Source organism: Bdellovibrio bacteriovorus str. Tiberius, from assembly GCF_000317895.1.
Lineage (GTDB): Bacteria > Bdellovibrionota > Bdellovibrionia > Bdellovibrionales > Bdellovibrionaceae > Bdellovibrio > Bdellovibrio bacteriovorus_F.
Window position 1 is genome coordinate 586,948 of the sequence record NC_019567.1, and the last position, 24,954, is coordinate 611,901.

The following is a 24,954-nucleotide window of genomic DNA, read 5'->3' on the forward strand; positions in this document are numbered from 1 at the left end:
GATCTCCAGATCAAATCAGGATACCTCCTCTCGAAGCTCAAGCTCCTCTCAAGAAACGTCCAATCACCGTTTCTTCAGAGGGGCGGCTCCAACCTTAAATAAATTTTTTAAAAGTTAAGAGTTACTAAAAACAAAATCAGATCACGGGACGTAGGCGGATTTCGGGTGTTCAAAAGGTAAGTGGTGCTACCTTAGTTCATTTTAGATTCCATCAAAAACCAGCGGCTCCGGATCTCTAATCCCAAGGGGGGTTCTATGGGCTTAAGAATCGCAACAAACACCGCATCTATCGCAGCACAACGTGTGCTATCCAAACAACAGAAACGCGCAGAGCATGCCGCTCAGGCACTGGCTTCTGGTAGCCGTATCGTAAATGCGGCCGACGACGCCGCAGGCTTGGCGATTTCTGAGAACTTCAAAGGACAATTGAAAGGTATCGGTCAGGCGCGAAACAACGCCAACAATGCCATCTCATTTGTTCAGGTCAGTGAGGGGGGCTTGAATGAGGTCTCCAACATTCTGGTGCGTCTGCGAGAGCTGGGCGTACAGGCCGCTTCCGATACTGTGAGTGACACAGAGAGGGAGTTCCTAAATAAAGAAACCCAACAACTTATCCAAGAGGCGGATCGTATTGCCAAGACCACGGTCTTCGGTACGAAGAAAATGCTGGATGGTACTGCCGGAGCCATGGAGTTCCAGGTGGGTGCTTACTCGGATGAGAACAACGTTATTAAATTTGAATTTGATGCCGACTCGACGGCCTCGGCTCTGGGAATCGATTCGATTGCCATGGCGGAAAGAGGGGATGCGCGAGCGTCTCTGGAGCAGGTCGATCAGGCGATTGAAAAAGTCTCGGGTATGCGAGCGAACTTCGGTGCGATGCAATCGCGAATGGAGTCCGCGGTGAGTAACCTTGACGTGTCCTATGAGAACTTGTCAGCGGCGAATTCTCGAATCCGCGACACCGACGTGGCGAAAGAAACGGCCGAAATGACATCTGCAAGTATTCTGCAAAATACAGCGGTGTCGGTTCTGGCTCAAGCCAACCAGTTGCCTCAAGTTGCAATGAAGTTGGTCTAATTATATCAGCGTAAAATATTTAAGATTCACATTCGCGATTACGGAATGTCGGGAGAAGCCTGTTCTGGGATAAGGCTTCTCTCGGGAAGAGGGGTCGCCCACATATACTCCTCGTCTTAAGCCCACCCCGGGGACACCCGTCCCCGGGGATTTTCGAAAAGGTGCCTGGTTGTTTTTTCTGGCTACAACGCACAATTTTCGAGGGGAGAAAGACGACTGTCTAATTTGGGTAAGGCAAACACTCCCTTGCGAAGTGCTCTTCTTACCAAGTCCCAACTTTCCTCATTAGGTTTGGCGTTCAGCCACCGTAATGTCTGCACCCGGCTGTCCCAGGTGCTCCAACGAGGGTCTTCCAGTACGGGAACCTCTACCATCTTTCTTCCCAACAATGCTTGTATCGTTGAATACGGATAGTCCTGAACTCTTTCGCAGAGCCCTGCTTCCACCGGATTTCTATATACATATTTATAGGCGTGATCGTAATGCCGTGGATGAGCGATCAAACTACGGTGAAAGCGACCGCCATAAGTCTGATTTATTCTTCCGCTGATTTCCCGCAGATCATCACCCGTTGCGCGCATGAAGTACTGCATGGCTTCACTTAAGTTTGCCTGTGGTGATCGGACTATCATGTGAAAGTGATTGCTCATCAATACGAAGTTATGAATGCGCAGATCAGAGAGTGAAGAGCAAGATCTTCGCCCTGTTTGCGCTTCTTCTTATTAGTTCTTAGGTCCGGCAGTCGAATTTTACTGCTTTGTAGCCAGAAAAAACAACCAGGCACCTTTTCTTAGTCGGGGTAGACGTTGGGTGGGACTGGACCTTGGTATTGAAAAGTGCAGGGTTTTGGTCTGTTTTTCAGGATCTTAGTCCAGCTTTTACTGGATCATGGTCCAGAAGTGCTGGACGCGACTAAAGCCTTTCAAGACCTCGCCGAAAGGTACGTCAGAAGCAACGACGCAAACCAAGTCGAAGCTCTCGAGGAACCCGCAAGGAGTGATTGCCTTACGAAGATTCGCTTGAGAGAGCCAGACAAAAGTTTGGGTCAACAACGTGTACAAACTGGCTAGCCTAAGTAGGTATAAGGCGGCCGATTTAATGGAGGTCCCAAATGGGAATGAGAATTTCTACGAACGTATCCGCAATCAACGCACAGAGAACAATGGTTAACTCTCAGCGTGAAATCGGTAAATCAATGTCACAACTTGCATCCGGCTCCCGCATCAATAAAGCGGCGGACGACGCAGCAGGTTTGGCGATCAGTGAAAACTTGAAATCGCAAATTCGCTCTCTGGGCCAGGCTTCCCGAAATGCGAACGATGGTATCTCCATGGTTCAAACTGCAGAGGGTGGTTTGTCAGAGATCTCCAACATCCTGACTCGTATGAGAGAACTGGGTGTACAAGCCTCTTCTGACACTATCGGTGATACAGAGCGCGGCTTCCTTGATAAAGAGGTTCAGCAACTTAAATCTGAGGCACAACGTATCACTCAGACTACCAGATTCGGTACAACAAAACTTCTGGATGGTTCCGGCGACAAGTTCGACTTCCAGGTAGGTATCAACAATGACCCTGAAGCAGATAGAATCTCCTTCAACGCCGGTGAAACAAATGCATCCACGTCCTCTTTGGGAATTGACAGCTTTGACTTCTCTTCCAAAGAAGGTGCACAAGAGGCACTGGCAGCAGTGGACTCTGCACAATCTCAAGTGAATGGTTACCGCGCAAATCTGGGTGCCCTTCAGAACAGATTGCAGTCCACAGTTGATAACTTGGGTGTGCAACATGAGAACATCTCCGCAGCTAACTCTCGTATCCGCGATACAGACGTAGCAGCAGCAACTGCAGAGACGACTCGTAACCAGGTACTTTTGCAGGCGAATACATCTGTGTTGTCTCAAGCCAACGCAATGCCAAACTCTGCACTAAGACTGATTGGTTAATATTAGAATTTTTTTATAAGGATTTGACCTGAGAGGATACCTCCGTTTCCTCTCGGTACCAACCTACCCAGGAAGACATGGGTCTTCCTGGGGTACTTAAGGGGTTGGGATTCCTCGCAACATAATTAGGATCATACGGTTGCCTCGGTTCACGGGGTTTTTTGCGTTTGGTTTGATTATCCCTGTCAGTGGAGCAGTTCTTGCTTTGCTGTAATTCCTGAAAGTTTAAGCCTGTTAAGTTGGATATGGTGTCCGGCTTAGACCCAATTTTGGGTTCGCTGTCTCGTTTTTAGACGGCGGCAAGGGGTTTAAATCGATTTGGGAGTACGTATGCTGTCCTGGAGCCGTTCTACATTTGCCATGCTTCTTTGCTCGTCCCTGCTGGTTGCCTGTAGTAAAGAGACCGAAAAAGTCATCGTCAAAGACTCTCTGCCTCCTGAAAAAATCGAAGCTTCCGCCAAGGTCAGTAAAAATCATGTGACCTTCGAAAAGTCCTCATTAGGAAAGCTGTTCATGCTGGTGCCGACCGTTATCGAGTCGTCCCGTTCAGCTGCGCCCAGTTTCTTCCGCCCGCAGTTGGTGTCTTTTGAAAGAAACGGGGATCGCATCGCGATCTTCAATCAGACTGTCAAAGACGTGGTCGAGACGGTCACCGCCGATCAGTTGATTCAAAGTTTTGCCATCGTCGATGAGACCGCCGATCAGGTGGTGTTCGACATGGGCCAGGGCTTCCTGTCTATGAATCTGCAGGACTCCATGGATATCGTTTTGCCCTATACGTATTCCGACGTGATTGAGCGGGGCGAACGAAAGTTGGAATCCCATCTGGATATCAAGGATTCCTATGTCAGCTCTTTGTCCCTGCGTAACAACTCGATCTTCATGAAGCAGGTGATCCGTGTCGTGGAAAAAGCCCGTGAAACCGGCGAGGCCAACAAAGAAGCTGAAGAAAAGCTGAAGCAGATCGGGATGAAAAAGCCTGAAAAGTTTGAAACCAGCAAAACTCTGTTTTTTGAAATCAAACCTTACGTGCAGAACGATGAATTCAAGTCCAAACCCATGGATGCGCAGAGCCGTTTTGGATTCTTCATCAACAACACCTTTAAAAAAGGTGAAGACAACATGAAAACCCAGATCATCCGCTGGAACACCGACGAAAAAGCCGGTGACATTCGCGTGTTGATCGATGCCAATGTTCCGGCAAAAATGGAAGCGGCAGTGAAAGAGGGTGTGACTTACTGGAACCGCGTTCTGGGCCGTGACGTTCTGAAAATTGAAACTGGTTACAAGGATTCGGATCCGCAAACGGACCGGTCAATTGTGATTCGCTGGATTCACTGGGACAACGGGTTTGGTGCTTACGCCAATGCCCAGGTGGACCCCCTGACGGGCGAAGCCTTCCGAGGCTTCGTCTATATGACGTCCTCTTTCATCAAGAAGGAAGACATGACATCCGGTGGACAGAACGATGTGTTTTCGTTCAAGCACGGTGATCTGTGCGGGATGAGAGTCGACATGAACCAGCCGGACCAGGAAGACAATGTGCGCGCTGTGATCGCTCATGAAATGGGTCACGTTCTGGGACTTCGTCATAACTTTGCGGGCAGTTCTTCCACCGAATACACGGATAAAGAGATTAAAGAAACGATCGAACAGCGAGCGAGGGGAAATCTTGCCGTTGAAAAGGCTGTTGTTACCACCGTGATGGATTATACGGACAATGCTGCTTCCTTGGCTTCGGGCGCCTTCATTAAAGACAAGGTGATGCCTTATGACCAGAAAGCCATCGACTGGGCCTATAAAGGCATCGAGTCCGCGAAAAGCAAAGGCATGTATTGCTCGGATGAACATATTCTGGAGGCAGGATCCGGTGGAAGAAATATCATTGGCTGTGATCGTCAGGATATGTACCGCAATGTCTTCTTTGCAGAACGCGAAAAGGTTCTAAGGGCCGCAAAAGATGCGTTGAACAGCACTATCTATTCCCTGGAGTACATGAAAAAAGCCGGGTACAAGATCGAGCACAAAGCCTTTGTGCAAGTCACCTTCAGCCCGTCTTTGGAAATTGCCGAGTCCCTGTATAAGAGCGACAAGAAAAATCCTCTTCTGACAATTGCCGATGTGGTGGAGGACTTTATTTCTCCGTACATGCGTTGGGGTTACAGTGGGAAGGACTTTAACAATGGCAGCACGACCGGGGACGCCGAAATCAACGAGCAGTTGAAGGAAATGGGTGGCTTGACGGCATACCTGAAAACCTTGAGTCCTACGGCCACCGATCCTGAATTCTTCCAGAAGCTTGCCAAAGAAGCCCTTGCCGCAGGGAAATTCGACCAGCTCGGTCTGACCCCTGAAGAGCTTGTTGTCGTCAAAGAAGGTTTGATGGAAAACTCCGCCAAGCTTGATGCCGAAGCCATGGACCTTGCCATGAAGGCGGTCGACCTCACCAAGCTTCGCGACACCATTACTAACCGGTAGTCAGCATTCCACTGGCAACGCCGGTGACTGTTTCCCTGAGCAGCTTGATGTCCTTGGTTTCAAGGGCCACAAGTTGCAGGACATTCAAAGGATGAATCAGCGGCGAGCGCAGGCCGATGCTGGTTTCAAGCCACGGGCGGTACCACAGCAGGCTTTTTTCACCTGTGATTTCCCGAATGCATTTGACGGCTTTCGCATATTCCATGCGGAAGCTTTTTTCGTATTTGACGACTGTGCTTTGTGAAAGCTTCGAGGATCGCAGATACATAAAGAACACATCCAGTTCGATCTTTTCCAAAGTAAAGCCCACGGCCTTGATGTAGGTTCTAAACATCGAGGATTCCTTAAATGCCCGACGGTATTTGTTTTTGTCTGCCGCCGACAGCCCTGTCCAGAAAGAACCAAGTCCCCACCATGTCGGGAACAGCGCACGGGTCTGAGTCCAGCACAACACCCAGGGTATTGCGCGCAGGCTTTTTAGCTGCACAGGTCCCTGGCGTTTCGACGGCCGGGACCCCATGCGCAGGTCTTTCATAAAGGAATAAGGCGTGGCTTTTTCAATCAGCTCCAGGAAATCTTCCTGCTTCAGAATATTTTGATAGCTGGATTGAATGGCCCCGGCCAGAGTGCTCAAGGCTTTTTCCGTGGCGACAGAGCCGCGCGAGGCGGGTTTCTGTTTTCGGACATCACGGTTTTCCACCAGCAGATTCAGCTGTCTTTGCAGAATGTCCGGTGAATTGTAGTTGCGATAAATCATTTCGCCCTGCACGGTCATCTTGACGGTCTTCAAAGCAGAAAGAGGCCACCACTCGGTCTGTTCCTGGATGGAGCCTCCACCGCGTTCTATGCTGCCGCCGGACCCATGGAAGAAGATCGGGGTCAGGCCTCGGCCTTCAATGGCTTTTTCCAGAGTGCCAATGGCGGATTGGATCATATAGCGCGATGGGAAGGATCCGTTTTCTTTGGCGGAATCCGAATACCCCAGCATGACCTCCAGTTGCCCGGACCAGTGCTTTTTTATCAATTGCACATGTTTCTGGGTGCCAAGGAATTCAGAGATGATCTGTTTAGAGCTCTTAAGGGAATGTGAACTTTCAAATAGCGGCACCACGGGCAGACGGGGCCCCTTCAAGTGTAGTGAACTTAGTCGAACTCCAGCAGTGATATCTTTCGCCGACTCGCACTGACTTAGGACAAATCCCCGGACGTAATCGCGGGGATTGTGATCGGGGCAGAGGCGTGACAAAGCCATCAGCATGCGTGTGATGTTCGGACGCTTGGAAGGATTTGCCAAAGCCTCATGCACCAACGTGCTATCTTCACGAAGCTCCAGTGGGACCACCAGACCGGGGAAGATCTTCAGCAGAAAGCGGATGCGGTTCAGTTTTTCGGATTCGGTCCCGAAGATCCGCCCCTGTTCGTGGGAAAGATTCTGCAGGGATTTGGTCAGGCGATCCACCCGGGCGGCATCACCGGCAGAAATGCGGCGAATTTTGATCAGGTTTGCTTTCACGGCGCGGGCGTGCTGCTGCAGCTTCTGTGTTGGTTTTCTTTGGTCAAGCCCCGAGCGCACCAATGGGGCAAGCTCTGTCATGTATTCGGAAAACTGTCGCGCCACCCACTGATGCAGACGCTGACGGGACATGTTCAGACTTCCCAGCATGGTCTTTTCATCCACCCCCGGGTGTCCGTCCTTGTCGCCACCAACCCACGTGCGGATATAGAACGGATTTTTCTCCTGCCGCTGTTGCAGATAAATATCAATGACGTTGTCCTGCAAAACCAGGGAATAGATATATTCAGCCTCGTCCATCACTGTGGGTTTTCGCTGCTTGGACATGGGCAGGTGCCAGGCCATGCGAATCAGGGAATGCAGCCGCGCCGTTTGTGTGCTGTGGCTGGATTGCAGGCGCTGTAAAAGCAGCTCGTGAATCATGCGCAGATAAACCAGCATGTCGCTGTTGCGCGATTCAGTCGGGTGCGCGGTCAGGACATGGATCACGCGCCCATAGGAATGTTTTTCTTCACTGACAACAAGGCTGCTTTCCTCACGAAGCCGGTGGGTGCGGTACGCCGATTCGCAGGCATTGATAAGCTCCAGCATCAGAGCAAAGGAATGGGCGATCTCGAAGCGCTCCTGATTGGAAAGATTCTCCATGTCAGTTTTAAGTTTCAGCAGTCCGTTGATATCGCGCGTGGCTTTGGATTTTACATGGAGGCGGATGTTTTCAATGCGCTGAAAGGCACGGGTCCCCAGCTCGGCCTCGATGACGTGCCCAAGTTCTGTTACGGCCCAGTTCACAAGTGATGTCAGTTCCTTCGCAAGCTGTTTTTGCATGGCCACTCCTGTCCGTAGGGATAGTTTAGGCCTCTTTCCTTCGTCGAGGGAAGTCGTATATTGGGACGACTTCTGTCTGGGAATGATGCGCTATTGCCAGAAAAAACAACCAGGCACCTTTTGGGGAGGGGGGAATGTGCCGATATGTTGGGCATGAATATCAAGGGACTGATTTCCAACATTCTACCGAACAATGAAGTTCGCCATGTTGATTCGATCGGAAAGACGATTCAGTCCGATTCTGCACACGATCGTGATGCCAACGGGCAAGAGCAATATCAGAATCAGCAGCAACAGCGCGAGCCGATGACTGAAGAGCAGCTTGAAAAAGCCATGGATCACCTGCGCAGTCTGCCAGCAATGAAAGAACACAAGTGGACCGTAGAGCTTGAAGACGAAGGCGATGGACGCTTTGTTGTCGTGAAAGACAATCTGGGCACGATTATCCGCCGAATTCCTGAACTGGAATTATGGACTTTGCCATCTGATAACTCTTCTCGAGGACAGCTGCTTAAGCGTTCCGCATAAGTTTTAATTTCAAAAGTGCATAAGATTCCCGGCAAGAGGTCCAGCAAATCAGGACCCTGTCAAAATCCCTGTGGGTTTATTTTCATTAGAGCCCTGAAAGCCTCTCCACTGGCCTTTCCTAGAGACATTTAATTGACTCACGGTCATTGAATCATTTTGACACAATGAATTCATGGCAGGGATTCGTATAACCGGCATGGCCTCTGGGCTACCACCAAATATCGTTGAGCAGCTGATGGAAGCTGAGCGAATTCCCGTGAAACAAATGGAAGTCGGTCGCGCCAAGCAGGAAGACAAGCTCAAGCTGGTGCAGGATCTGGAATCCAAGGTGAATGATATCACCAAGAATCTGGGTGAGATGACTTCCACCAGCGGTTTTGTCGACAAAAAGTTTCTTAGTGGCGATCCCAATGTAGTGGAAGGCCAAGTCGACCCGCAAATGGCCATTCCCGGGGAATACTCGCTGGAAGTGGTGCAGTTGGCGCAAAAGCCAGCGGCCATGTCCAACGGTTTCCCGGACAAGGATCAGACTCAGATCGGTGTTGGTTACATCAAATTCCAAACCCCCGAGGGGACGAAAGAGGTGTACATCAACGGATCCAACTCCACTTTGGATGGCGTGATGAAACAAATCAACGCTGCCAACGTGGGCTTGAAAGCCCAGGTGCTGGAAGACCGCAAGGACCAGGAAAATCCGTTCAAGCTTCTTGTATCGGGTCTTTCCACGGGTAACGACAGCCAGGTGACCTTTCCAAAAATTTATCTTTTGGACGGGGATCAGGACATGTACTTCGAAGAGTCGCGCAAAGCGCAGAACGCGAAGGTCAAAGTCGATGGCTTTGAGATTGAACTTCCCGACAACAAATCCACGGATTTGGTGCCGGGCGTGACTTTGGATTTTAAATCTGCGGCGCCGGGACGCGAGATTCGTCTTTCAGTGAAAGAAAATCTTGAGGTCATCAGCGGCAAGATCAAAAGCTTCGTGGACGCTTACAATGCGGCTCTGGATTTCATCCAGAAGCAGAGCAAGCTCCAGGCTGGTAACGGCAAGAACCCGTCCCTGGGCCCTTTGGGTGGTGACGGCATGCTGCGCTCGATTGAGAACAGCCTGCGCCGGGTGATTTTGAATCCGCAAATGGGTGTGGAATCTCCGATTCGCCGTGTGGGTGAGCTGGGGATTGAGTTCAACAGAAACGGTACCCTGAACTTCTCGCAAGACAAGTTCAACAAAGTACTGCAGGCCAACCCACAGGCGGTGGCGGCGTTTCTGCGCGGTGACGGTTTTAACACAGGTTTTGTGGCGACCGTGAAGCGTGAGATCGGGAATCTGGTGAACGGGCAGTTCGGCACCATCTCCAACCGTAAACGTGGTTTGGAGGATCGTATCAAGCAGGTGAACAACCGTATTGAAACGAAAGAACGCCAGTTGGAAAGAAAAGAAGACAGTCTGCGACGCAAATTCGCGGATCTGGAGTCAAAGATGTCGGACCTCAATGCGCAGCAGGCACGCTTCGCAGCGATGGCACCCAAGGCATAAGAACGTTGAATAAGTAAGAATGGAGTGAGGGGTCTATGAACAAAAATGCATATCAGAAGTACAAAACGACTTCAGTACAAAGCGCCAGCCGCGAAAAAATCCTGCTGATGCTTTACGAAGGTGCCATTAAATTCACGAAGCTGGCTATCAAGGCAGCCGAAGAAAAGAAAATCGCAGATCGCGGCACGAACATTGGGCGCGCCTTCGATATCATTATGGAACTGAACAACACTCTGGATCACAAAGTCGGTGGCGATGTCGCGAACCAGCTTGAACAGCTTTATATGTTCATGATGGAGCAATACACCAAAGCCAATATCACAGGCAGTCCTGAGCCATTGAAAGAAAACTTGAAGCTTCTGAACACGCTGTATGACGGCTGGGTTCAGGCAGTGGAAAAGTTGAAGCAGGAAACCAACAATTCACCAGACAAAAAAGCAGGCTAAGAATGAGTCACTGTGGAGGGGACATGACCAGAATTATCACCTTGTTGAACGAAAAGAATCATTACCTCGAAAAATTCTATGCACTGAATGAAGTGGAATTGGCAAACTTCGCCCAAGGGCAGTTTGACAATCTGGAGCACTTCTATCAGACCCGTGACCGCATTCTGGATGTGCTTAAGTATGTGGACGCCCAGATTGAAAAGGCTCACTCCGAGATCGGTGCAGACAGCGTGATCGCTGACAACGAACGCCGCGAGGTGAAAGAGGCTTTGTCCATCAAGGATGAATATGTTGCCCGCATTATCGAGCAGGATATTCAAGTGTTGGCTTGCATTGAAATGGCCAAGAACTCGATTATCCGTGAACTGCAGGAGGTTCGCCGCAACCGTAAGGCTGTGGGTGGTTACAAGACCAAGACCTTCAATCAGCGTCTGGATGAAGAGGTCTAGGAAAAATTTTCCTGACAAAAACATGACGGCGAGTTTGGCCAAAGAGTCAAACAACTGGCTGAACTTGCCTCAGATTCAATTAAATCACAAACGACCCATTGGCATCTGTGTTGCTCCATCAAGTCTTCGCGAGGAGAGCACAACAGATGTTGGAAAATCAGATCGTTCAAAAGTCCAGTGAAATTTCCGGTGACCAATCAGGTCCTGAGTTCGTTCAGGAATCCACTAAAATTTATTTTGATCCGCAACAGGCCATTGCCGATTTCGATGCGGAACTGCCGGAAGTCAAAGAAGAAAGAATCACGGACCCTCGTGTAGCCAACTTCATTCGTCACGCGCAAGTATTGATGAAACATCGTGAATACCCTCTGGCGATGAATCTGTTACGCGAAGCCAGCAATAAAGATTCCAAAAATCCTGCAACATTGAACATGCTGGCGAACTGTCTGGACAAGATGTCCCGCAATTCTGAAGCCTTGATCGTCAGAAAGACCCTGGCGCAAGTTGACTATGGCTTTGAAAGCCTGCATGGCTACGCCACGTCTTTATATAAATCCGGTCGCGATCAGGAAGCTTTGGACAAATACTTTGAAGCTTTGGCTGTTCTGACAGATGAGTCCGACACTTTGTTTGAGACCTACAAAAACATGGGCAATATTTTCGTGCGTCAGGGCGACTTCGACGGCGCGGAAGAATACTATAATAAAGCTTACACAATGAACCCGCAGTCTGATGTGCTGCTGGTGAACTTCGGTACGTTGGAAGTTCAGCGTGGCGATTATGACAAGTCCCTGTACTGCTTCCGTAAAGCCGTTGAAATAAATCCGGAAAATGACAAAGCCTGGGTTGGCCTTGCCATGGTACACAGCCAATTCGGTGATATGGAACTGGCTTGGGCCAATATTGAAACAGCTATCGATATCAATCCACAAAACCGTACAGCCGTTCATCTGGCTGCGAACTGGGGTCTGCGTGATGGTAAGTTACAAAAAGCCATCGAAGCTCTTCAGGGTTATCTTGCAAGTGTGGAAGAAGATGAAGACATGTCCCTGGTTCTGATCAATCTGCTGTGCAGTGCCGGTCAGGTCGAGCAGGCGATGCTTGAAATCGAGCGCGTTCTTCTTTGGAATCCTGATCACAAAGAAGTCAGAAATCTTAAAAAGAAAATCACCGCATCACAGAAGGTTGCTTAAAATGCCTATGATCACATTCTCTGAAAATCACGAATCATCTTTGATTGCTTTTGAAGAGGGGCAGGCCCTGGCTTCTTTGCGCGATCCGCGCGGTGAGGGCTTGAAGTGGGCTTATTCTTTGGGTGTTTTGCCGGCAGAGCATGTTGTGGTTGTGGGTCTTGGCGCCGGTTTCCATGTGGCGGCTTTGGCGGACGTGGATCCGGATGTGCGTATCACGGTGATTGAATCCCGTGAATCCCTGATTCCAGTGTTCCGTTCCCAGTTCCCGGATCTGGAAGACCGTGTAGAGATTCGTGTGGTGCAAACCGCTCAGGATCTTTTCAAGTCTGAACTGTTCCAGGAAGTGCTGAATCATCGCTCTTTCGTTCTTTCTTTCCAGGAATGCTGGGGGGCGCAGGCTCAGTTCTTCACTGAAGCGTTCGCGCACCTGACGGGTCGTTCGGTGGAATCCGTTCGTTATCATTTCGAAGAATTCGGTATCAACATGAAAGCCCTTTATCTGCAGCCAAATCAGTTGTTGTCCATCAACGATGTGATTCCGGTGATTGAGGCTTCTGCGATGCCTGAAACTAATAAACAGATTTTCCGCGTGCTCGGTGAATTGGTGAAATAAATGAAGATTCTGGTTGTCTCTCTTCTGAGGCTTGGTGACATCATCCAGCAGGAACCTCTGCTGCGCGGTCTGCGGGAAAAACATCCCACGGCCGAGATTCATCTGCTGATGAACCGTCAGTTCGCAAATGTCGAACGCATCCTTCACGGTGTGGTGGATAAGTACATCCATTTTGACCGGGAAACTTTGCAGCGGGGCCTGGGCGAGAGCGGCTTTAATATTCTATATTCCTATTCCGTGCTGGAAGAGCTTGTACAGTCGCTGAATGGCGAGAAGTACGATCTGGCTTATAATTTTACTCATAACAGGCTCAGTGCCTATTTGCTGGGCGCTTTGGAGATCCCGGAAAAGCGTGGTCTTCATCAAGAAGACGGTCGCTTCCGTGGAATGGACAACCGCTGGCTTAAATACTTTAACGACCGCTTTTCGGGGGCCCAAAAGTCCTTGTTCCACTACGTGGAGCTGTTGGGGAATTCCTTCAACCTTCCGGTGCGGCCTCAGGCCGCCGGGGTTCGCAAGAAAAGCAAATCCATTCTGTTCCAGTGTCTGACCAGTCAGACAGCTAAAAACTGGGGCCTGGATAATTTCGTTCAACTGAAAAGAACCATTGAAATGGCCCTCGTGGATTACAAGGTTCAGATTCTGGGGGCTCCGTTTGAACGCGAAACCTTGTTAAGCGCATTTTCGGAAAAAGATCTTTTGATCTGTGATCTGTCCGAAGCCCGCAAGCATCTGCAAGACTGTGCGTTGCTGGTTACCGGCGACACCAGCATCAAACATCTGGCAGCGCAAATGGGCGTCCCTTTGGTGGAACTGGTTATGGGCACCAGCGATGCTGTGAAAACCGGGGCGTTTTCCGAAAACGCAAGAATACTGACTGAAGATATCACCGTGGAACGTGTGTTCGGTGAGGTGTGGGATGAACTTAGTGGTGAATCCCGGAATATCGAAAACACCGCGGGATCTTTGGAGCGGGCGACCTGGAAGCTTTATTTGGATAAAGCTTCGCGCGATGCTGAGCCTGCGTATGTAGCGGCTTTGCAGCAGCTGTTGGATTCCCATCCGGAAAAGAACCTGTTGCTGGCTTTGAACAGCTATCAGGAAAAAACGCAGATTTACCTGGCTTGGCAAAAACGCATTATCGCGGCGTTACCGTCACGGGAAATGCTGACCAGCCGCAAAACGGTTTCAGCAACGGATGTGGCTGAACTGATCTTGGTGGCTCAGGATATTATTAAAAGTAAAAAAGATGACGCCGGTTATTTCCAGGGGTTCGTGGAATCCCTGCTGGCCCGCTATTCTCAGGCGACCCAGGTTCTGGATCGCGTGAAAGCGGATCTGGAAGATCAGGCCGAGCTTTTGGCAATTCGTGAAACATTGACTCGTCATTTGCAATCTCTCTCCATGGAAGGAGCGTACTATGCAAAAGGAATTGGACAACTATCTATCAGTGGCTTTGAAGAGACTGGAAAAAGCCTACAGCGAGATCTTGAAGACGCAAAGCTATAGCAAGGAAGCTGAAAAAGTTCAGTTGTTGAAAGAACTCGTTAAGGAACAGATTAAAAATGAAAATACTCATCCTGCAACTCGCTAGGCTCGGGGACATCTATATGACCTGGCCTGTTTTGCAGGGCCTGCGTCGTACTTATCCCACGGCAGAGATTCATATTCTGACTCGTCCGCGCTTTGAAAGCGCCCTTGAAGGGTTGCAGGCGGTGGATCGTCATTGGTCATTGCCTTCAAGTCAGATTCTGACGCCGCTGATTCAGACGGAACCGGATCTGGAAGCGTCTTTGAGTCATATGGACGAATTTGTGACGACTTTGAAGTCCGAACAATTCGACCGCATCATTAATTTTACGTTTTCCCCATTTTCAAGCTATCTGACTCATGCTTTGTCAGAGCCAAACACGGTGGTGAGCGGTTACACCCGTAACGCCGACGGCAGTTTGTGTTTTGCTGATGACGTCAGTGCCTATTTCTATGCCCAAGTGGGACTTGATAAGCCCAACCGCGTTCACGTGGCGGACATTCTGGCATCCATGGTCGATGTACAGTACACCGAAGAGGACTGGGGCATTTCCACGTATCAGGAAGCTTCAGTGACTTTGCCTGAACGATACATGGTTTTGCATGTCGGTGCCAGCGATCCACAGAAGGCTTTAAGCCCCGATGCATGGGTGCGCGCCTTGAAGGTGACTTCGCAAAGATATGCGCATCTTCCAGTGGTGCTGATCGGTTCAGCTGCCGAAGCGCCATTGGCGCTGCAGATTGAAACCCAGGTGCCGGATATGACTTTTGTGAATCTGGCGGGCCGCACGCAGGTGTCCGAACTGCCAGCGATCATCAAGAAAGCTGAAGTGCTGGTGGGTTGCGACAGTGCGCCTGTTCATATTGCCTCTTTGACGGACACACCGACTTTGAACGTCAGTGTGGGCCCCGTGAATTTCTGGGAGACGGGCCCGAAAGCAAGTCTGTCCTTTATCTATCGCCGCGAAAGTGAATCCGAAGTGGTGGCCGAGGACCTGGGTGCGGTGCTGGGGGATCTTTTGGATGGTGAGGTCCGCGAAGGACTGATCGTTAGAACGGGCGGCCTTGTGAGCTATGCTCGCGAAGAGGCGCCTTCAGAAGCCTTCCAGTGGCAGTTAGTGGAGGCTCTTTATATGGGCGGCAGTTTCCCGGTGGCCGACCGCATGGAGATCCTGCAAGGGGCCATGAAACTGAATGATATCAATACTTTTGCGATGGAACAGCTGGCGTTGATTCCAGAGCTGGGGGTGGCCAAGGTCGCTCCTTTCCTGGATAGCGCCGAAGAAGTTATCAACAACATTAGCCGAATGGTTCCGGAATTGAGTCCTCTAGTAAGCTGGTATCAAGCGGAAAGAATCCGCATTGCACCCGGCTCGCTCGAGGAAATCCGTACCGCAACATTGAATGTGCATGAGCGATTCAAACGCTACCTTCATGTATACATTCCACATGAGGCACTCAAGGAAGAGGCAGGCAATGGAGCGGTTTAAAGTCAGCGGAGACGATCTTCGCAATTTCTATAACGAGAATATTCCTTTGGCGCGCGTGTTCAGTGATATTGAATCGGACCTGCGCCATACCAACCAGGTTGTTTGCCGTTATATCGTCAACGGTCTGGAAGTGGCTGAAGCCGATGAGGCGCGTTTTTCAACAGTGACGCTGGAGCAGATTGAAACCTTGGAGTATCTGACTGAAAACAGCCGTGATCTGACGGGCATTGTTTTGCGCGGCTGGATTGAGGCGATGCCGGAATTGATTCAACAAAATGAAAACCTGGCCAAGCGCATGCGTGCTCAGGGCCTGAGCGGTCTTTTAAAATCCATTCACGATCTGGTTCACAATTGTGAGTTCCTGATCGACAGTGCGATGACGATCAAAGAAACCATGGGTGATCAGTTCTTTGGCGCCACGCCACTGGACTGGGATAAAACCGAAGCTGAAAGCAAAAGAACAGTTCTTGAGGCCTTGCGCGCTCTGGAAAATAAGGATTTTGTTCTTTTAGCGGATGTCCTGGAGTATGATTTAAACAATGTTCTTCAGATGTGGCTGGACCACCTGAAGGTGTTGGAGAAATCACTTAATGGCGAATACACAGGAAATCAGTTCGATTCCGAACAAGCTCGATCCCATTCTATGGGTCGGAAACGTATCGCCAATTAGACTTCCCCACTTTTTCCCGTTTCAAAAGCGGGAAGTGGAGATCATTTTCAGGGCCTCTATTGCTGAGGCCCTTTTGCTTTTGCAGAGTCAGCGTTTTTCCTCGATCTTAGTCCAGGAAGTCGGCAACTCTGATGCGTTGGAATTTTTGTACCAAGCCCGCCTGTTGCAGCCGATGGCTCCGCGTATTTTGATCGCAGAAGAACTTAACGAACAAGAGGTCCGCGAGGGCATCAACAAAGCCCAGGTGTACCGCTTCATGCGCTGGCCTTTGACGGAGCATGAGATCTGGGAACAGCTCGAAAACGCTTTGCAAAAGCACGCGATGTTTTTATCTCGCTCTTTGCTGCTGAAAGAATCTTCCCACCAGAACAAACAGCTGGAAGCCCTGACCCATTCCCTGGAGGGCATGGTTGAAGAGCGCACCCAGTACATTGAAATGTCCCACCATGAGGAAAGCGAAAAGTTGACCCGGGAACGCCAGTTGATTCGTTTCATCAAGGATCTTGCGACGCAGACGTCATTTGAAGACATCCTGGCGATCCTGCGCAAGGAACTTCGCAAGTTCCACAAGATGGGAGATCCGATCTTGGCCTTCCGCTTGGGTGGATCAAAAACCTTCTTCTTAAGTTTTCAGTCCGGGCATTTCACTCAGACCGAATCCACCAGCTATTTTGAATTTCCCAAGACAGCGCAAGTGCCCAGTGCGGAGCTGATTCGCTCGTTTGCCAATCACTTTGGCCGTCCGTTTGTTAAAGCGTATGTTGTGCCTTTTGAACTGCGTATGACCAGTCACCTGACCAGCGGTGAAGGCGAAGCGATTCTGTGTATTGAGAACTCGCTGAACGACAAAGAGATGGGGCCGTTCATGGATTTCATGAACGACCGGGTTCGTCCGTTAAGTATGGCTTTGGACCGTGTTCTGCTGGAAAACCAGCTTTCCAGTTTTTCGTATCGTTGGGAAAAGACCTTCGATGGTATGCGCGACCCTATTGCGATTGTGGACATCGACTACAACGTGGTTCGCGCCAATCGCAAATTCAGTGACCGCTTCATGCACCACAAGTGTTATGAAAGCTTTGCTCATCGCAAAGCCACGTGTGAAGGGTGTCCGGTGCCGCAGGCTTTGAAGGAAGGCGCACCGGCCGCGGGCCAGATTCAGGTGGATGGGCGCATCTATCAGGTGCACAGCTATCCGGTGCTTTTGGATCAGGGCAGTCGTCCAACAAACGTTGTGAACCAGTATGTGGATATCACCCAGTCCCGCGAACTTTACCTGCGCATGCTGCAAAGTGAAAAAATGGGAGCCATTGGTTTGCTGGCCGGAAACATCGCCCATGAACTGAATAATCCATTGACCGGTCTTCGCTCGTTGTCGCAGGTGCTGCTGCAGGAAGCCGAAGAGGGCAGCAATCTGCATTCAGATCTGGTCGAGATTGAAAAGGCCACAGCACGGTCTCAGCGCATTATTAAAAACCTGCTCGATTTTTCGAAAGGGGAAGACCAGCCTTCGGAATTCATCAGCGTGGATGAGGTCGTTGAGCGCACTTTGCCGATGTTGAAGTCGGCGTTGCGCACCCACCGCCTGGAGGTGGATTTACAAACTTTGGGCTCCACGGTTTATGTGGAGCCGCATTTGTTGCAGCAGGTGGTCTTTAATCTGATAAACAATGCCTGTCAGGCCATGAAAGATCCGGGCCGCTTGAGCCTGCGCACTAGTTTGGTCAATGGATCTGTGGTGCTGGAGATTGAAGACACCGGGCCGGGCATTCCGGAAGACATCCGTCGACGCATCTTTGAACCCTTCTTTACGACAAAAAAAGAGGGACTTGGTACCGGTCTTGGGTTAAGTATGTCTAAGTCAGTCATTGAAAAATTCGGAGGCACCATCGAATTCCGAGACGTGGATCCCCACGGGACTTGTTTCACGATCGTGCTTCCGCAAAGGAATGCGCCTTGAAGATTTTAATTGTTGATGATGAAGCTCTGGTCCGCCGCTCTTTGAGTCGTGCCTTGAAAGGCAAGGGTCATGACGTGCTGGAGGCCGGTGATGGCAATGAAGGCCTGCAACTGTGGCAGACTTCCAATCCGGATCTGGTGTTTTTGGATGTGCTGATGCCGGGTCGCACCGGTCCTGAAGTTTTGAAGGAAATGCGCGATCAATCCAAAGCCAAAGTGATTCTGATGTCAGCGTTCGCTGGTGAACACAATATGGAAACCGCCCAGCAGATGGGTGCGAATCTTTTTGTGCCGAAGCCTTTTGAAGATATTTTTGCCGTTGTGAAAATGGCAGAGGATTTGTAGTCATGAGAATTATTGCGGGGAAATATCGTGGACATCAGCTGGTGGCATTTGATGCCGACCACATCCGCCCCACAACGGATCGGGTGAAAGAAACCCTGTTCAATAAATTGCAGTTTGATATCGACGGCGCTCGCGTAGTGGACTTGTTCTGCGGCACCGGCAATCTGGGCATTGAGGCTTTGTCGCGCGGGGCGGAGTTCTGCACTTTCGTTGAAAAGAACCCCAAGTCGCTGGTCATCACGCGCAAGAATTTTGAAAAACTGCGTGTGCCGGCTGCGGATTACAAGATCGTCAATATGGACGTGATCGCTTATTTGAAATCCTACGAGGGTGAACCGTTCAATATTATCTTTGCCGATCCGCCGTTCACTGAAAAGATGGCTCACTTCGTAATGGAAGCAGCCAGTACCAGTGCAGCCTTTGGCAAAACGACCCTGCTGGCGATTGAGTCCCAGGCCAAAGAACGCATGGAAGACCGTTACGGCTCTGTGATTCGTTACAGCAAAAAAGAATATGGCGATAAAATCCTAAGTATGTTCTGTCACGAAAGTGCCTTGGAACAGGATGAAGAACCGGCAGCCGAAGAGGAACACCATGAGTAAAATTGCCGTTTACCCAGGAAGCTTTGACCCCATCACAATGGGGCATGTTGATATTATCAACCGTATTTCCCCTTTGTATGAAGAAGTCATCGTGTTGGTTGCACAATCTTCACAGAAACAGAGCATGTTTTCTGTTGAAGAAAGAAAGACTTTGATCGAAAAATCCTTGTCCCATCTGAAAAACGTCAAAGTCGATATCTTTGGCGGTCTGACGGTGGAGTACATGAAAAAAGCCAAAGCCCAGGTGATCGTGCGGGGCTTGCGTGCGGTGTCGGATTTCGAGTACGAGATGACCATGGCGAACATGAATCGCAAGTTGGCGCCGGACTTTGAAACCCTTTTGGTCTTTGCCAGCCCCGAGTTCTATTATATTTCTTCGCGCGGGGTGAAAGAGGTGGCCATCAACGGTGGCGCCTTGAAAGGCCTGGTGCCGGACGTCGTGGTCGAAGCGATGGAGAAAAAAATCAGAAAGTAAGGAGCGAATCTTGATTCAGCTTTCCAAACGAGCGCAAAATCTGAAGCCTTCTCCGACCCTGTTTCTGGTAGCAAAGGCCAAAGAGCTGGCTGCCCAGGGGCACGATGTGATCTCCCTGACCGTTGGAGAGCCGGATTGGCCCACTTTCAAGGGCGCTTCCGACGCTGGCATTGAGGCCATCCAAAAAGGCATTACCAAGTACACTCCGGCCAATGGCACGGTGGAGCTTAGAAAATCCATTTCTGAAAAGTTGAAATCTGAACTGGGGTTTGAATATTCCCCGAAAGAAATCACCGTGGCTTCCGGTGCGAAGTACATCATCTTTTCAGTGCTGCAGATGATCTGCTCGCCAGGGGATGAGGTCGTGATTGCGACTCCGTACTGGGTCAGCTATCCCGCGATGGTGGAGCTGGCGGACGGTGTGCCTCACATCGTTGAATGCGGCGAAATGGAAAACTTCAAAATCACGCCTGAAAAATTGGAAGCGGCGATCAATGCCAAAACCAAAGGCTTCTTGTTCTGTTCACCCAGCAACCCGACGGGTTTGCAGTACTCGGCGGATGAACTAAAAGCCCTGGCCGAAGTTCTGCGCAAACACCCGCAAGTGGTGATTATTTCTGACGACATTTACAACCGCCTGGTCTTTGATGGCAGCACGGTCGCTCCGCACATTCTAACCGTCGCGCCGGATCTGAAGGATCGCACAGTGCTGGTGAATGGCGGATCCAAGGCCTATTCCATGACCGGCTGGCGCATTGGCTGGGCTTCGGGCCCAGAGCGCCTGATCACGGCAATGGCGGACTATCAAAGCCAAAGCACGGGTTCACCTTCCAGTATTTCCCAGCATGCGCTGCTTTCGGCGATTAAGACCTCGGAAGCGGATATCAAGGACGTGGTGGCTAAGCTTGTGGCCCGCAAGAATTCAGGTTTGAAAGAGCTTGAAACAGTGCCGGGTTTTAAAACCGCCGAACCGCAAGGGGCTTTCTATTTCTGGGTCGACATCCGTGCACATCTCGGGAAGTCCTATCAAGACCGCGTGATCAGAACCTCAAAAGATTTCTGTGATGTGCTGCTGGAAAAATTCTTTGTGGCGACCGTGCCTGGGGCTGAATGCGGAACCGAAGGGTTCATGCGTTTAAGCTTTGCGGTTTCAGAAGAGACCATGAAGCGGGGGGTAGCCCGCATGAAGGATCTTGTCAGTCAGCTTGTGTAAAAAAGCAAAAGGCCTTGATCACTCAAGGCCTTTTTTATTTTCATTTATTATTCCGGTTAGAACAGATTTCTGAAGAAGCTCAGCATTCGGCTGAAGAAGCCTTCTTCTTTCAGCGGGGTCACTTTGCCGCCGACAGAGCTTGGGCTGCGGCTGTCATCGGCACACTGGTAAGTAATGTCGACAGTGCGGCCTGCTGGAACGGCTGTGCTAAAGACGATGCTTTGGCCTTCCACGCGGGATTCAACCGTCCCAATGCTTGGTGTGATGGTCACGTTCACCGTACCTACCGGAGTACACTCTAAAGGCACAGAGCTTAAAGAGTCTTTGATCTTATCAATGAACAAATTCAAGTTCATGGAATAGTCGCTGTCACAGATACTGCCGACGCCACCACCAGTCAGCTGAGACAGTTCCGCGTACTTAAAGCCGTAATGGCTTTTTGCGCCGCCAGCGTCCTGGGACGCCTTACAGGAAGAATCACCCGGCTTTACGATGATGGAATTCACCGTGAAACGTTGAGTAGCCCCGAAAGTAGAGCGAACATAGTCGACAAACACTTGTGGCTTGTCTTCGTTTTCAAGGGCTTTCAATTCACCCGCATAAACCTGCTGGGAAGCATCGCCACCGATGCTGCGCTCGTCTTCGTCAGAGATAATGATATAAGCGATACCGGCATCCGCACGATAGCAGCCGTTGTTGGGATTGTAGTGATAGTCACCGTTATAAACGTGGTGATAAGCGGCTTTGATCGCGCGCTCGTCATCCGAGTTTTTATAGCCGGCACCAATATATTCAATAGTGTGGGCGAATACGGCACTCAGATCCACGTTGCTGGATTTTTTAAGCACCATGCCCAGGGAAGTGGAGGCGGTGGCGTTTTTCTGCCAGTAGATGGAAGCACCCCAGGCATTTGTGGTGTCAGTCACCGGAAGGGCGCGGGTGACGGTGGCACACATCTGCCAGTCGATATTGGAGTTTTGCAGCTTAGTGATAAAAGATGAAAGGTTCGCCGCCAGTTTGCGGTTGTCCGGAAGCATGGAGTTGGAGTCGTCGATCACCAGAATGATATCAAGCTTGTTGTCAGAGGCTTGAACGGTGTTGTTGTAGTGAACATCGCGAAGAGTGGTTCCTGGAGTTGGAACCGGATCGGGAGTTTTTCCATCCGTACCGACATCGTCGTTGGAAGGGGCAGAAAATTTTACAGGTCCACAGGCACTCAAAGCCAACACCAGCAACACAGAGGCCCAACGCACCCCTTGCCATTTTTTCAACGACATAATCCACACTCCCCTTTGTTGCATAATAACACACTGATTTTTGTGTCCCAAAGCGAGTTAGGGTCTAGGTCCTGCTTTGATACATTTAGGACTTTGGTCTCATTGTGAGACGGACCTTAGCCAGTCTAAAATAAATAACAGAATAGCCGGGGAGGCCATGGGTGAGCTTTTGGGTCTTGCTTCAAGTACTTGTGAATTTGATTTTGTTGGCGGGCGTTGTGGGTTTGTGGGTGCGCTTGAACCGACCTCCTAAAGACGATCCAAGACTGAGCAAAGGTTTGCAGTTGCTGCAATCCAAGATCGCCGTTTTGGAAGACCTTTCCGACCGCACGGAAACTCAAGTCAACCAGCTGACCGCGCTGCTGGAACAAAAAGTAAAAGACATTCAGGCCAAGATTCAGGCTGCCGACAAACAAATCGGCAAGATCGACCAGAACATGCAAAAGAGCATGGAAGTGGCCAAGATCTTCCAGGATCGTATTCCTCACACGGAAATCATTGAACGCCAGAACACAGTTAAATACGTAAAGGCCGCGCGCATGGCCCATCAGGGTTCCAGCGTGGATGAAATCGCCCGTGAAGTGGACTTGTCCCGCGGTGAAATTGAATTCATCGCCAAAGTGAATCGCGATCAGTTGATGTTCTGTGAAGACAGTCTGCCAGAATGGGCAAACGAAGAGATCGAAGAATCCGCTCAATCCGACTTGAGCGACGTGGACAACATCAGCTTCATGACTCCGCTGCAAAGAGAAATCCCGATTGAAATCAGCACCGCTTTCGAGGTTCCAAAAACCGACCAGGAAGCTTTGAAAAAATTGGGTGATGCCTTTAAAGCCGCCTGCAATGAAGTGAAGGCTGAAGAAGCCGCCGCTCAGCAGACCGCAAACAACGTATCTGCTTTGTTCAACGTGACCCAGAATATCGCGCAAAATTTCCTAAGCGAGAAGCCGACGCCGGCTGCGCCAACCGCGGCCCAGGTGGAAAAGAAAAGACCGGTCCTGCACATCGGCGAGCCAGAGATCCGTCCGGTTCAGTTCCGTCGTATTGATCTGGCGAAGGACTTGGACTAAATGGCATCCCGGGCCTTTCTTAAATCTTTGGAGAAAGGCCAGATCCTGCACGCCCAGGTGGAAGAGGTCACTTCCCCCACCGAACTGCTGTGTAACTTTCAAGGCGAGCTGCTTCTTATCTTTAATCACACGGGTAGCGGTTTTAAAAAGAACGACCCTATATCTTTGCAGGTCCTCAGTATCAATCCCCTGAGATTTCAGGTGTTTTCACCCTCCAGCCCCAAGTTTCAGCGGGTTGTGTAATTAGGTAAATCCGCCCTTTCAGACAAAAACCCCACAAAAGTGTCAACCAATACGCTGGAGTATCCAGTCCCTGTGTAATAAACCTCCGCCCATACAAACGGAGGCTTTATGAACAAAGCATTACTATTGGTTTCTTCCCTTTTCCTGATGGCGGCCTGTGCGCCACAGAATTCCCCGAATCTGACCGTAGCGGATAACGCAGCTATCGTCGGTGGTGACAAGGTTGAAACCACCAGCAGCATCGGTCGCAGCACCGTGGGCATCTATGAATCCAAAATCGGTTACATCTGCTCTGGAACTTTGATTGCAAAAAATCTGGTTCTGACAGCGGCTCACTGCGTGGATCCTAACGCCAAAGACCTGGCGATCTACTTTACTTCAGAAATGAAGAAAGCCAGCAAAGAGCAAATCCGCCGCGTGACCGGTCAGGTTGTGCATGACGGTTACACGGGTGCGGTTCAAACCAAAGACACCAACGACATCGCGGTTCTGCGCTTTGAAGGCGAAGCCCCGGCGGGTTACACGGTGGCGCCAATCTTGTTTGAACAAGGTCACCTGAACAACGACGTAAAAACAATCGTTGCCGGCTATGGCTTGAACTGGACAATTGTGATGAGCAAAGGCGCGGGCACTCTGCGCACGACAAAGTTGTCTATCGACGATATTAACTTTTCCAGAACTGAAGTGATGCTGGGTCAGTCCCTGCGCAAAGGTATCTGCAGTGGTGATTCCGGTGGTCCGGCGTACCTTGAAATCAACGGCCGCCTGCATGTGTGGGGCGTGGCAAGTCGCGGGGACTCTTTGCCGGGTCTGTTGACGCCGAAGTGCATGCTGTTCTCGGTATTCACTCGCGTGGATGCTCACCAGACATTCATTCAAGATGCTGTAGCGGAACTGTCCCGCTAAGGCAAAAAAAGCAAAAGGCCCCTTCCGGGGCCTTTCTTATTTGGAGCTCTCTTTGATGAAGAGAGTCAGATAGTGGCGAACCATGTATTCCAGCTTTGCCGGCTGGTTCTGGTATGTCCAGATGACTTCGCCGAAGGCGCCCCACTTGGCCTCGATGATGTGTTCGTCCATCACGTTGGTTGCGGATTGAGAAGCTTCCGCGCCCGGAGTAGGGATGTAGTTGGTTCCGATAAAGTTAAAACGAATGCTGATCTGGCCCGGAGCTTTCAAAGAGAAGATCATCTTGAAGCCGTTACGGAAAAGCATGAAGTCAGCGTGGGTTTTTGCAATCCCGTAGATTTTGATGCGACCCAAAGCTGATGGTTTCAGTTCGTTGAAGGATGTGGATGCATCCACGAACTCAGTTTTCATAGCCAGCAGGAACTGAATCGTCTCGTTGATCAGAATTTTATCGGCGTCAAAGCCGAAACTCATGTCCACAAGACCGGACTCTTCCATCTGTTGTTCAGCTTTCACAAGTTCTTTAATCCAGCTGATTTTCTCCATGAATCCCCCCAAAATTGACAGCGC

At 50.3% G+C, this 24,954-nt stretch carries 22 protein-coding genes; 19 read left to right on the forward strand and 3 right to left on the reverse strand.

Features of this window, described 5'->3' with window-relative positions; all coding sequences use genetic code 11:
* Nucleotides 1–255 precede the first annotated feature (255 nt).
* From BDT_RS02885 to BDT_RS02900, 3 genes are all read left to right on the forward strand, one after another.
* Nucleotides 256–1,080 (forward strand): flagellin N-terminal helical domain-containing protein, encoded by an 825-nt coding sequence (locus BDT_RS02885; RefSeq protein ID WP_015089762.1) that lies wholly within the window; start codon nucleotides 256–258, stop codon nucleotides 1,078–1,080.
* A 1,111-nt stretch (nucleotides 1,081–2,191) separates the two neighbouring features.
* On the forward strand, nucleotides 2,192–3,025 hold the full coding sequence (locus BDT_RS02895) for a flagellin N-terminal helical domain-containing protein (RefSeq protein WP_041576920.1): 834 nt from the start codon (nucleotides 2,192–2,194) through the stop codon (nucleotides 3,023–3,025).
* 330 nt (nucleotides 3,026–3,355) lie between these two features.
* Nucleotides 3,356–5,503, forward strand: coding sequence for a zinc-dependent metalloprotease (locus BDT_RS02900; RefSeq protein WP_148278680.1), 2,148 nt, complete (start codon nucleotides 3,356–3,358; stop codon nucleotides 5,501–5,503).
* Here the strand turns inward: BDT_RS02900 and BDT_RS02905 are convergent.
* Complete coding sequence (locus BDT_RS02905; protein WP_148278681.1) at nucleotides 5,493–7,841, reverse strand: phosphoenolpyruvate carboxylase; 2,349 nt, start codon at nucleotides 7,839–7,841, stop codon at nucleotides 5,493–5,495. The genes BDT_RS02900 and BDT_RS02905 overlap by 11 nt on opposite strands.
* Nucleotides 7,842–7,985: 144 nt before the next feature.
* On the opposite strand from BDT_RS02905, the gene BDT_RS02910 reads away from it, so the two are divergent.
* The 14 genes from BDT_RS02910 to BDT_RS02975 all read left to right on the forward strand — a co-directional run bounded on the left by BDT_RS02910 (nucleotide 7,986) and on the right by BDT_RS02975 (nucleotide 20,888).
* Complete coding sequence (locus BDT_RS02910) at nucleotides 7,986–8,369, forward strand: flagellar protein FlaG (RefSeq protein ID WP_015089767.1); 384 nt, start codon at nucleotides 7,986–7,988, stop codon at nucleotides 8,367–8,369.
* A gap of 196 nt (nucleotides 8,370–8,565) precedes the next feature.
* A complete protein-coding gene (fliD, locus tag BDT_RS02915; protein ID WP_235046240.1) occupies nucleotides 8,566–9,906 on the forward strand; it encodes a flagellar filament capping protein FliD in 1,341 nt (446 codons plus the stop codon).
* 35 nt (nucleotides 9,907–9,941) lie between these two features.
* On the forward strand, nucleotides 9,942–10,352 hold the full coding sequence (gene fliS, locus BDT_RS02920; protein WP_015089769.1) for a flagellar export chaperone FliS: 411 nt from the start codon (nucleotides 9,942–9,944) through the stop codon (nucleotides 10,350–10,352).
* Nucleotides 10,353–10,375: 23 nt separating this feature from the next.
* Nucleotides 10,376–10,801 (forward strand): hypothetical protein, encoded by a 426-nt coding sequence (locus tag BDT_RS02925; RefSeq protein WP_015089770.1) that lies wholly within the window; start codon nucleotides 10,376–10,378, stop codon nucleotides 10,799–10,801.
* Between the two features lie 146 nt (nucleotides 10,802–10,947).
* A complete protein-coding gene (locus tag BDT_RS02930) occupies nucleotides 10,948–11,994 on the forward strand; it encodes a tetratricopeptide repeat protein (RefSeq protein ID WP_015089771.1) in 1,047 nt (348 codons plus the stop codon).
* 1 nt (nucleotide 11,995) lies between these two features.
* Nucleotides 11,996–12,607: a hypothetical protein gene (locus BDT_RS02935; protein ID WP_041576925.1), complete on the forward strand. Its 612-nt coding sequence runs from the start codon at nucleotides 11,996–11,998 to the stop codon at nucleotides 12,605–12,607.
* Nucleotides 12,608–14,116 carry a glycosyltransferase family 9 protein gene (locus tag BDT_RS02940; RefSeq protein ID WP_015089773.1) on the forward strand — a complete coding sequence of 503 codons (1,509 nt, stop codon included), beginning with the start codon at nucleotides 12,608–12,610 and terminating at the stop codon, nucleotides 14,114–14,116. It begins immediately after the preceding gene.
* A gap of 56 nt (nucleotides 14,117–14,172) precedes the next feature.
* On the forward strand, nucleotides 14,173–15,627 hold the full coding sequence (locus BDT_RS02945) for a glycosyltransferase family 9 protein (protein ID WP_041576927.1): 1,455 nt from the start codon (nucleotides 14,173–14,175) through the stop codon (nucleotides 15,625–15,627).
* On the forward strand, nucleotides 15,614–16,297 hold the full coding sequence (locus tag BDT_RS02950; protein ID WP_015089776.1) for a hypothetical protein: 684 nt from the start codon (nucleotides 15,614–15,616) through the stop codon (nucleotides 16,295–16,297). Before BDT_RS02945 ends, BDT_RS02950 begins: the two co-directional genes overlap by 14 nt.
* 34 nt (nucleotides 16,298–16,331) lie before the next feature.
* Nucleotides 16,332–18,254: an ATP-binding protein gene (locus tag BDT_RS02955; protein WP_015089777.1), complete on the forward strand. Its 1,923-nt coding sequence runs from the start codon at nucleotides 16,332–16,334 to the stop codon at nucleotides 18,252–18,254.
* Nucleotides 18,251–18,598, forward strand: a complete 348-nt coding sequence (locus BDT_RS02960) for a response regulator (RefSeq protein ID WP_038451406.1) — start codon at nucleotides 18,251–18,253, stop codon at nucleotides 18,596–18,598. The genes BDT_RS02955 and BDT_RS02960 overlap by 4 nt, the downstream gene beginning before the upstream one ends.
* A gap of 2 nt (nucleotides 18,599–18,600) precedes the next feature.
* Nucleotides 18,601–19,200 (forward strand): 16S rRNA (guanine(966)-N(2))-methyltransferase RsmD, encoded by a 600-nt coding sequence (rsmD, locus tag BDT_RS02965; RefSeq protein WP_015089779.1) that lies wholly within the window; start codon nucleotides 18,601–18,603, stop codon nucleotides 19,198–19,200.
* Nucleotides 19,193–19,675, forward strand: coding sequence for a pantetheine-phosphate adenylyltransferase (gene coaD, locus BDT_RS02970; protein WP_041576929.1), 483 nt, complete (start codon nucleotides 19,193–19,195; stop codon nucleotides 19,673–19,675). The genes rsmD and coaD overlap by 8 nt, the downstream gene beginning before the upstream one ends.
* Nucleotides 19,676–19,685: 10 nt before the next feature.
* On the forward strand, nucleotides 19,686–20,888 hold the full coding sequence (locus BDT_RS02975; protein WP_015089781.1) for a pyridoxal phosphate-dependent aminotransferase: 1,203 nt from the start codon (nucleotides 19,686–19,688) through the stop codon (nucleotides 20,886–20,888).
* A gap of 56 nt (nucleotides 20,889–20,944) precedes the next feature.
* On the opposite strand, the gene BDT_RS02980 is transcribed toward BDT_RS02975, so the two are convergent.
* Nucleotides 20,945–22,165 carry a hypothetical protein gene (locus BDT_RS02980; RefSeq protein ID WP_015089782.1) on the reverse strand — a complete coding sequence of 407 codons (1,221 nt, stop codon included), beginning with the start codon at nucleotides 22,163–22,165 and terminating at the stop codon, nucleotides 20,945–20,947.
* A gap of 161 nt (nucleotides 22,166–22,326) precedes the next feature.
* Between BDT_RS02980 and BDT_RS02985 the strand changes: the two genes are divergently transcribed.
* On the forward strand, nucleotides 22,327–23,235 hold the full coding sequence (locus tag BDT_RS02985) for a DUF2802 domain-containing protein (RefSeq protein WP_041576933.1): 909 nt from the start codon (nucleotides 22,327–22,329) through the stop codon (nucleotides 23,233–23,235).
* Between the two features lie 351 nt (nucleotides 23,236–23,586).
* The gene (locus tag BDT_RS02995) at nucleotides 23,587–24,384 is read left to right on the forward strand and encodes a S1 family peptidase (RefSeq protein WP_015089785.1); all 798 of its coding nucleotides are present in this window, start codon (nucleotides 23,587–23,589) and stop codon (nucleotides 24,382–24,384) included.
* Nucleotides 24,385–24,420: 36 nt separating this feature from the next.
* Here BDT_RS02995 and BDT_RS03000 read toward each other — a convergent pair whose 3' ends face one another.
* Nucleotides 24,421–24,930 (reverse strand): hypothetical protein, encoded by a 510-nt coding sequence (locus BDT_RS03000; protein WP_015089786.1) that lies wholly within the window; start codon nucleotides 24,928–24,930, stop codon nucleotides 24,421–24,423.
* Nucleotides 24,931–24,954: the final 24 nt, after the last annotated feature.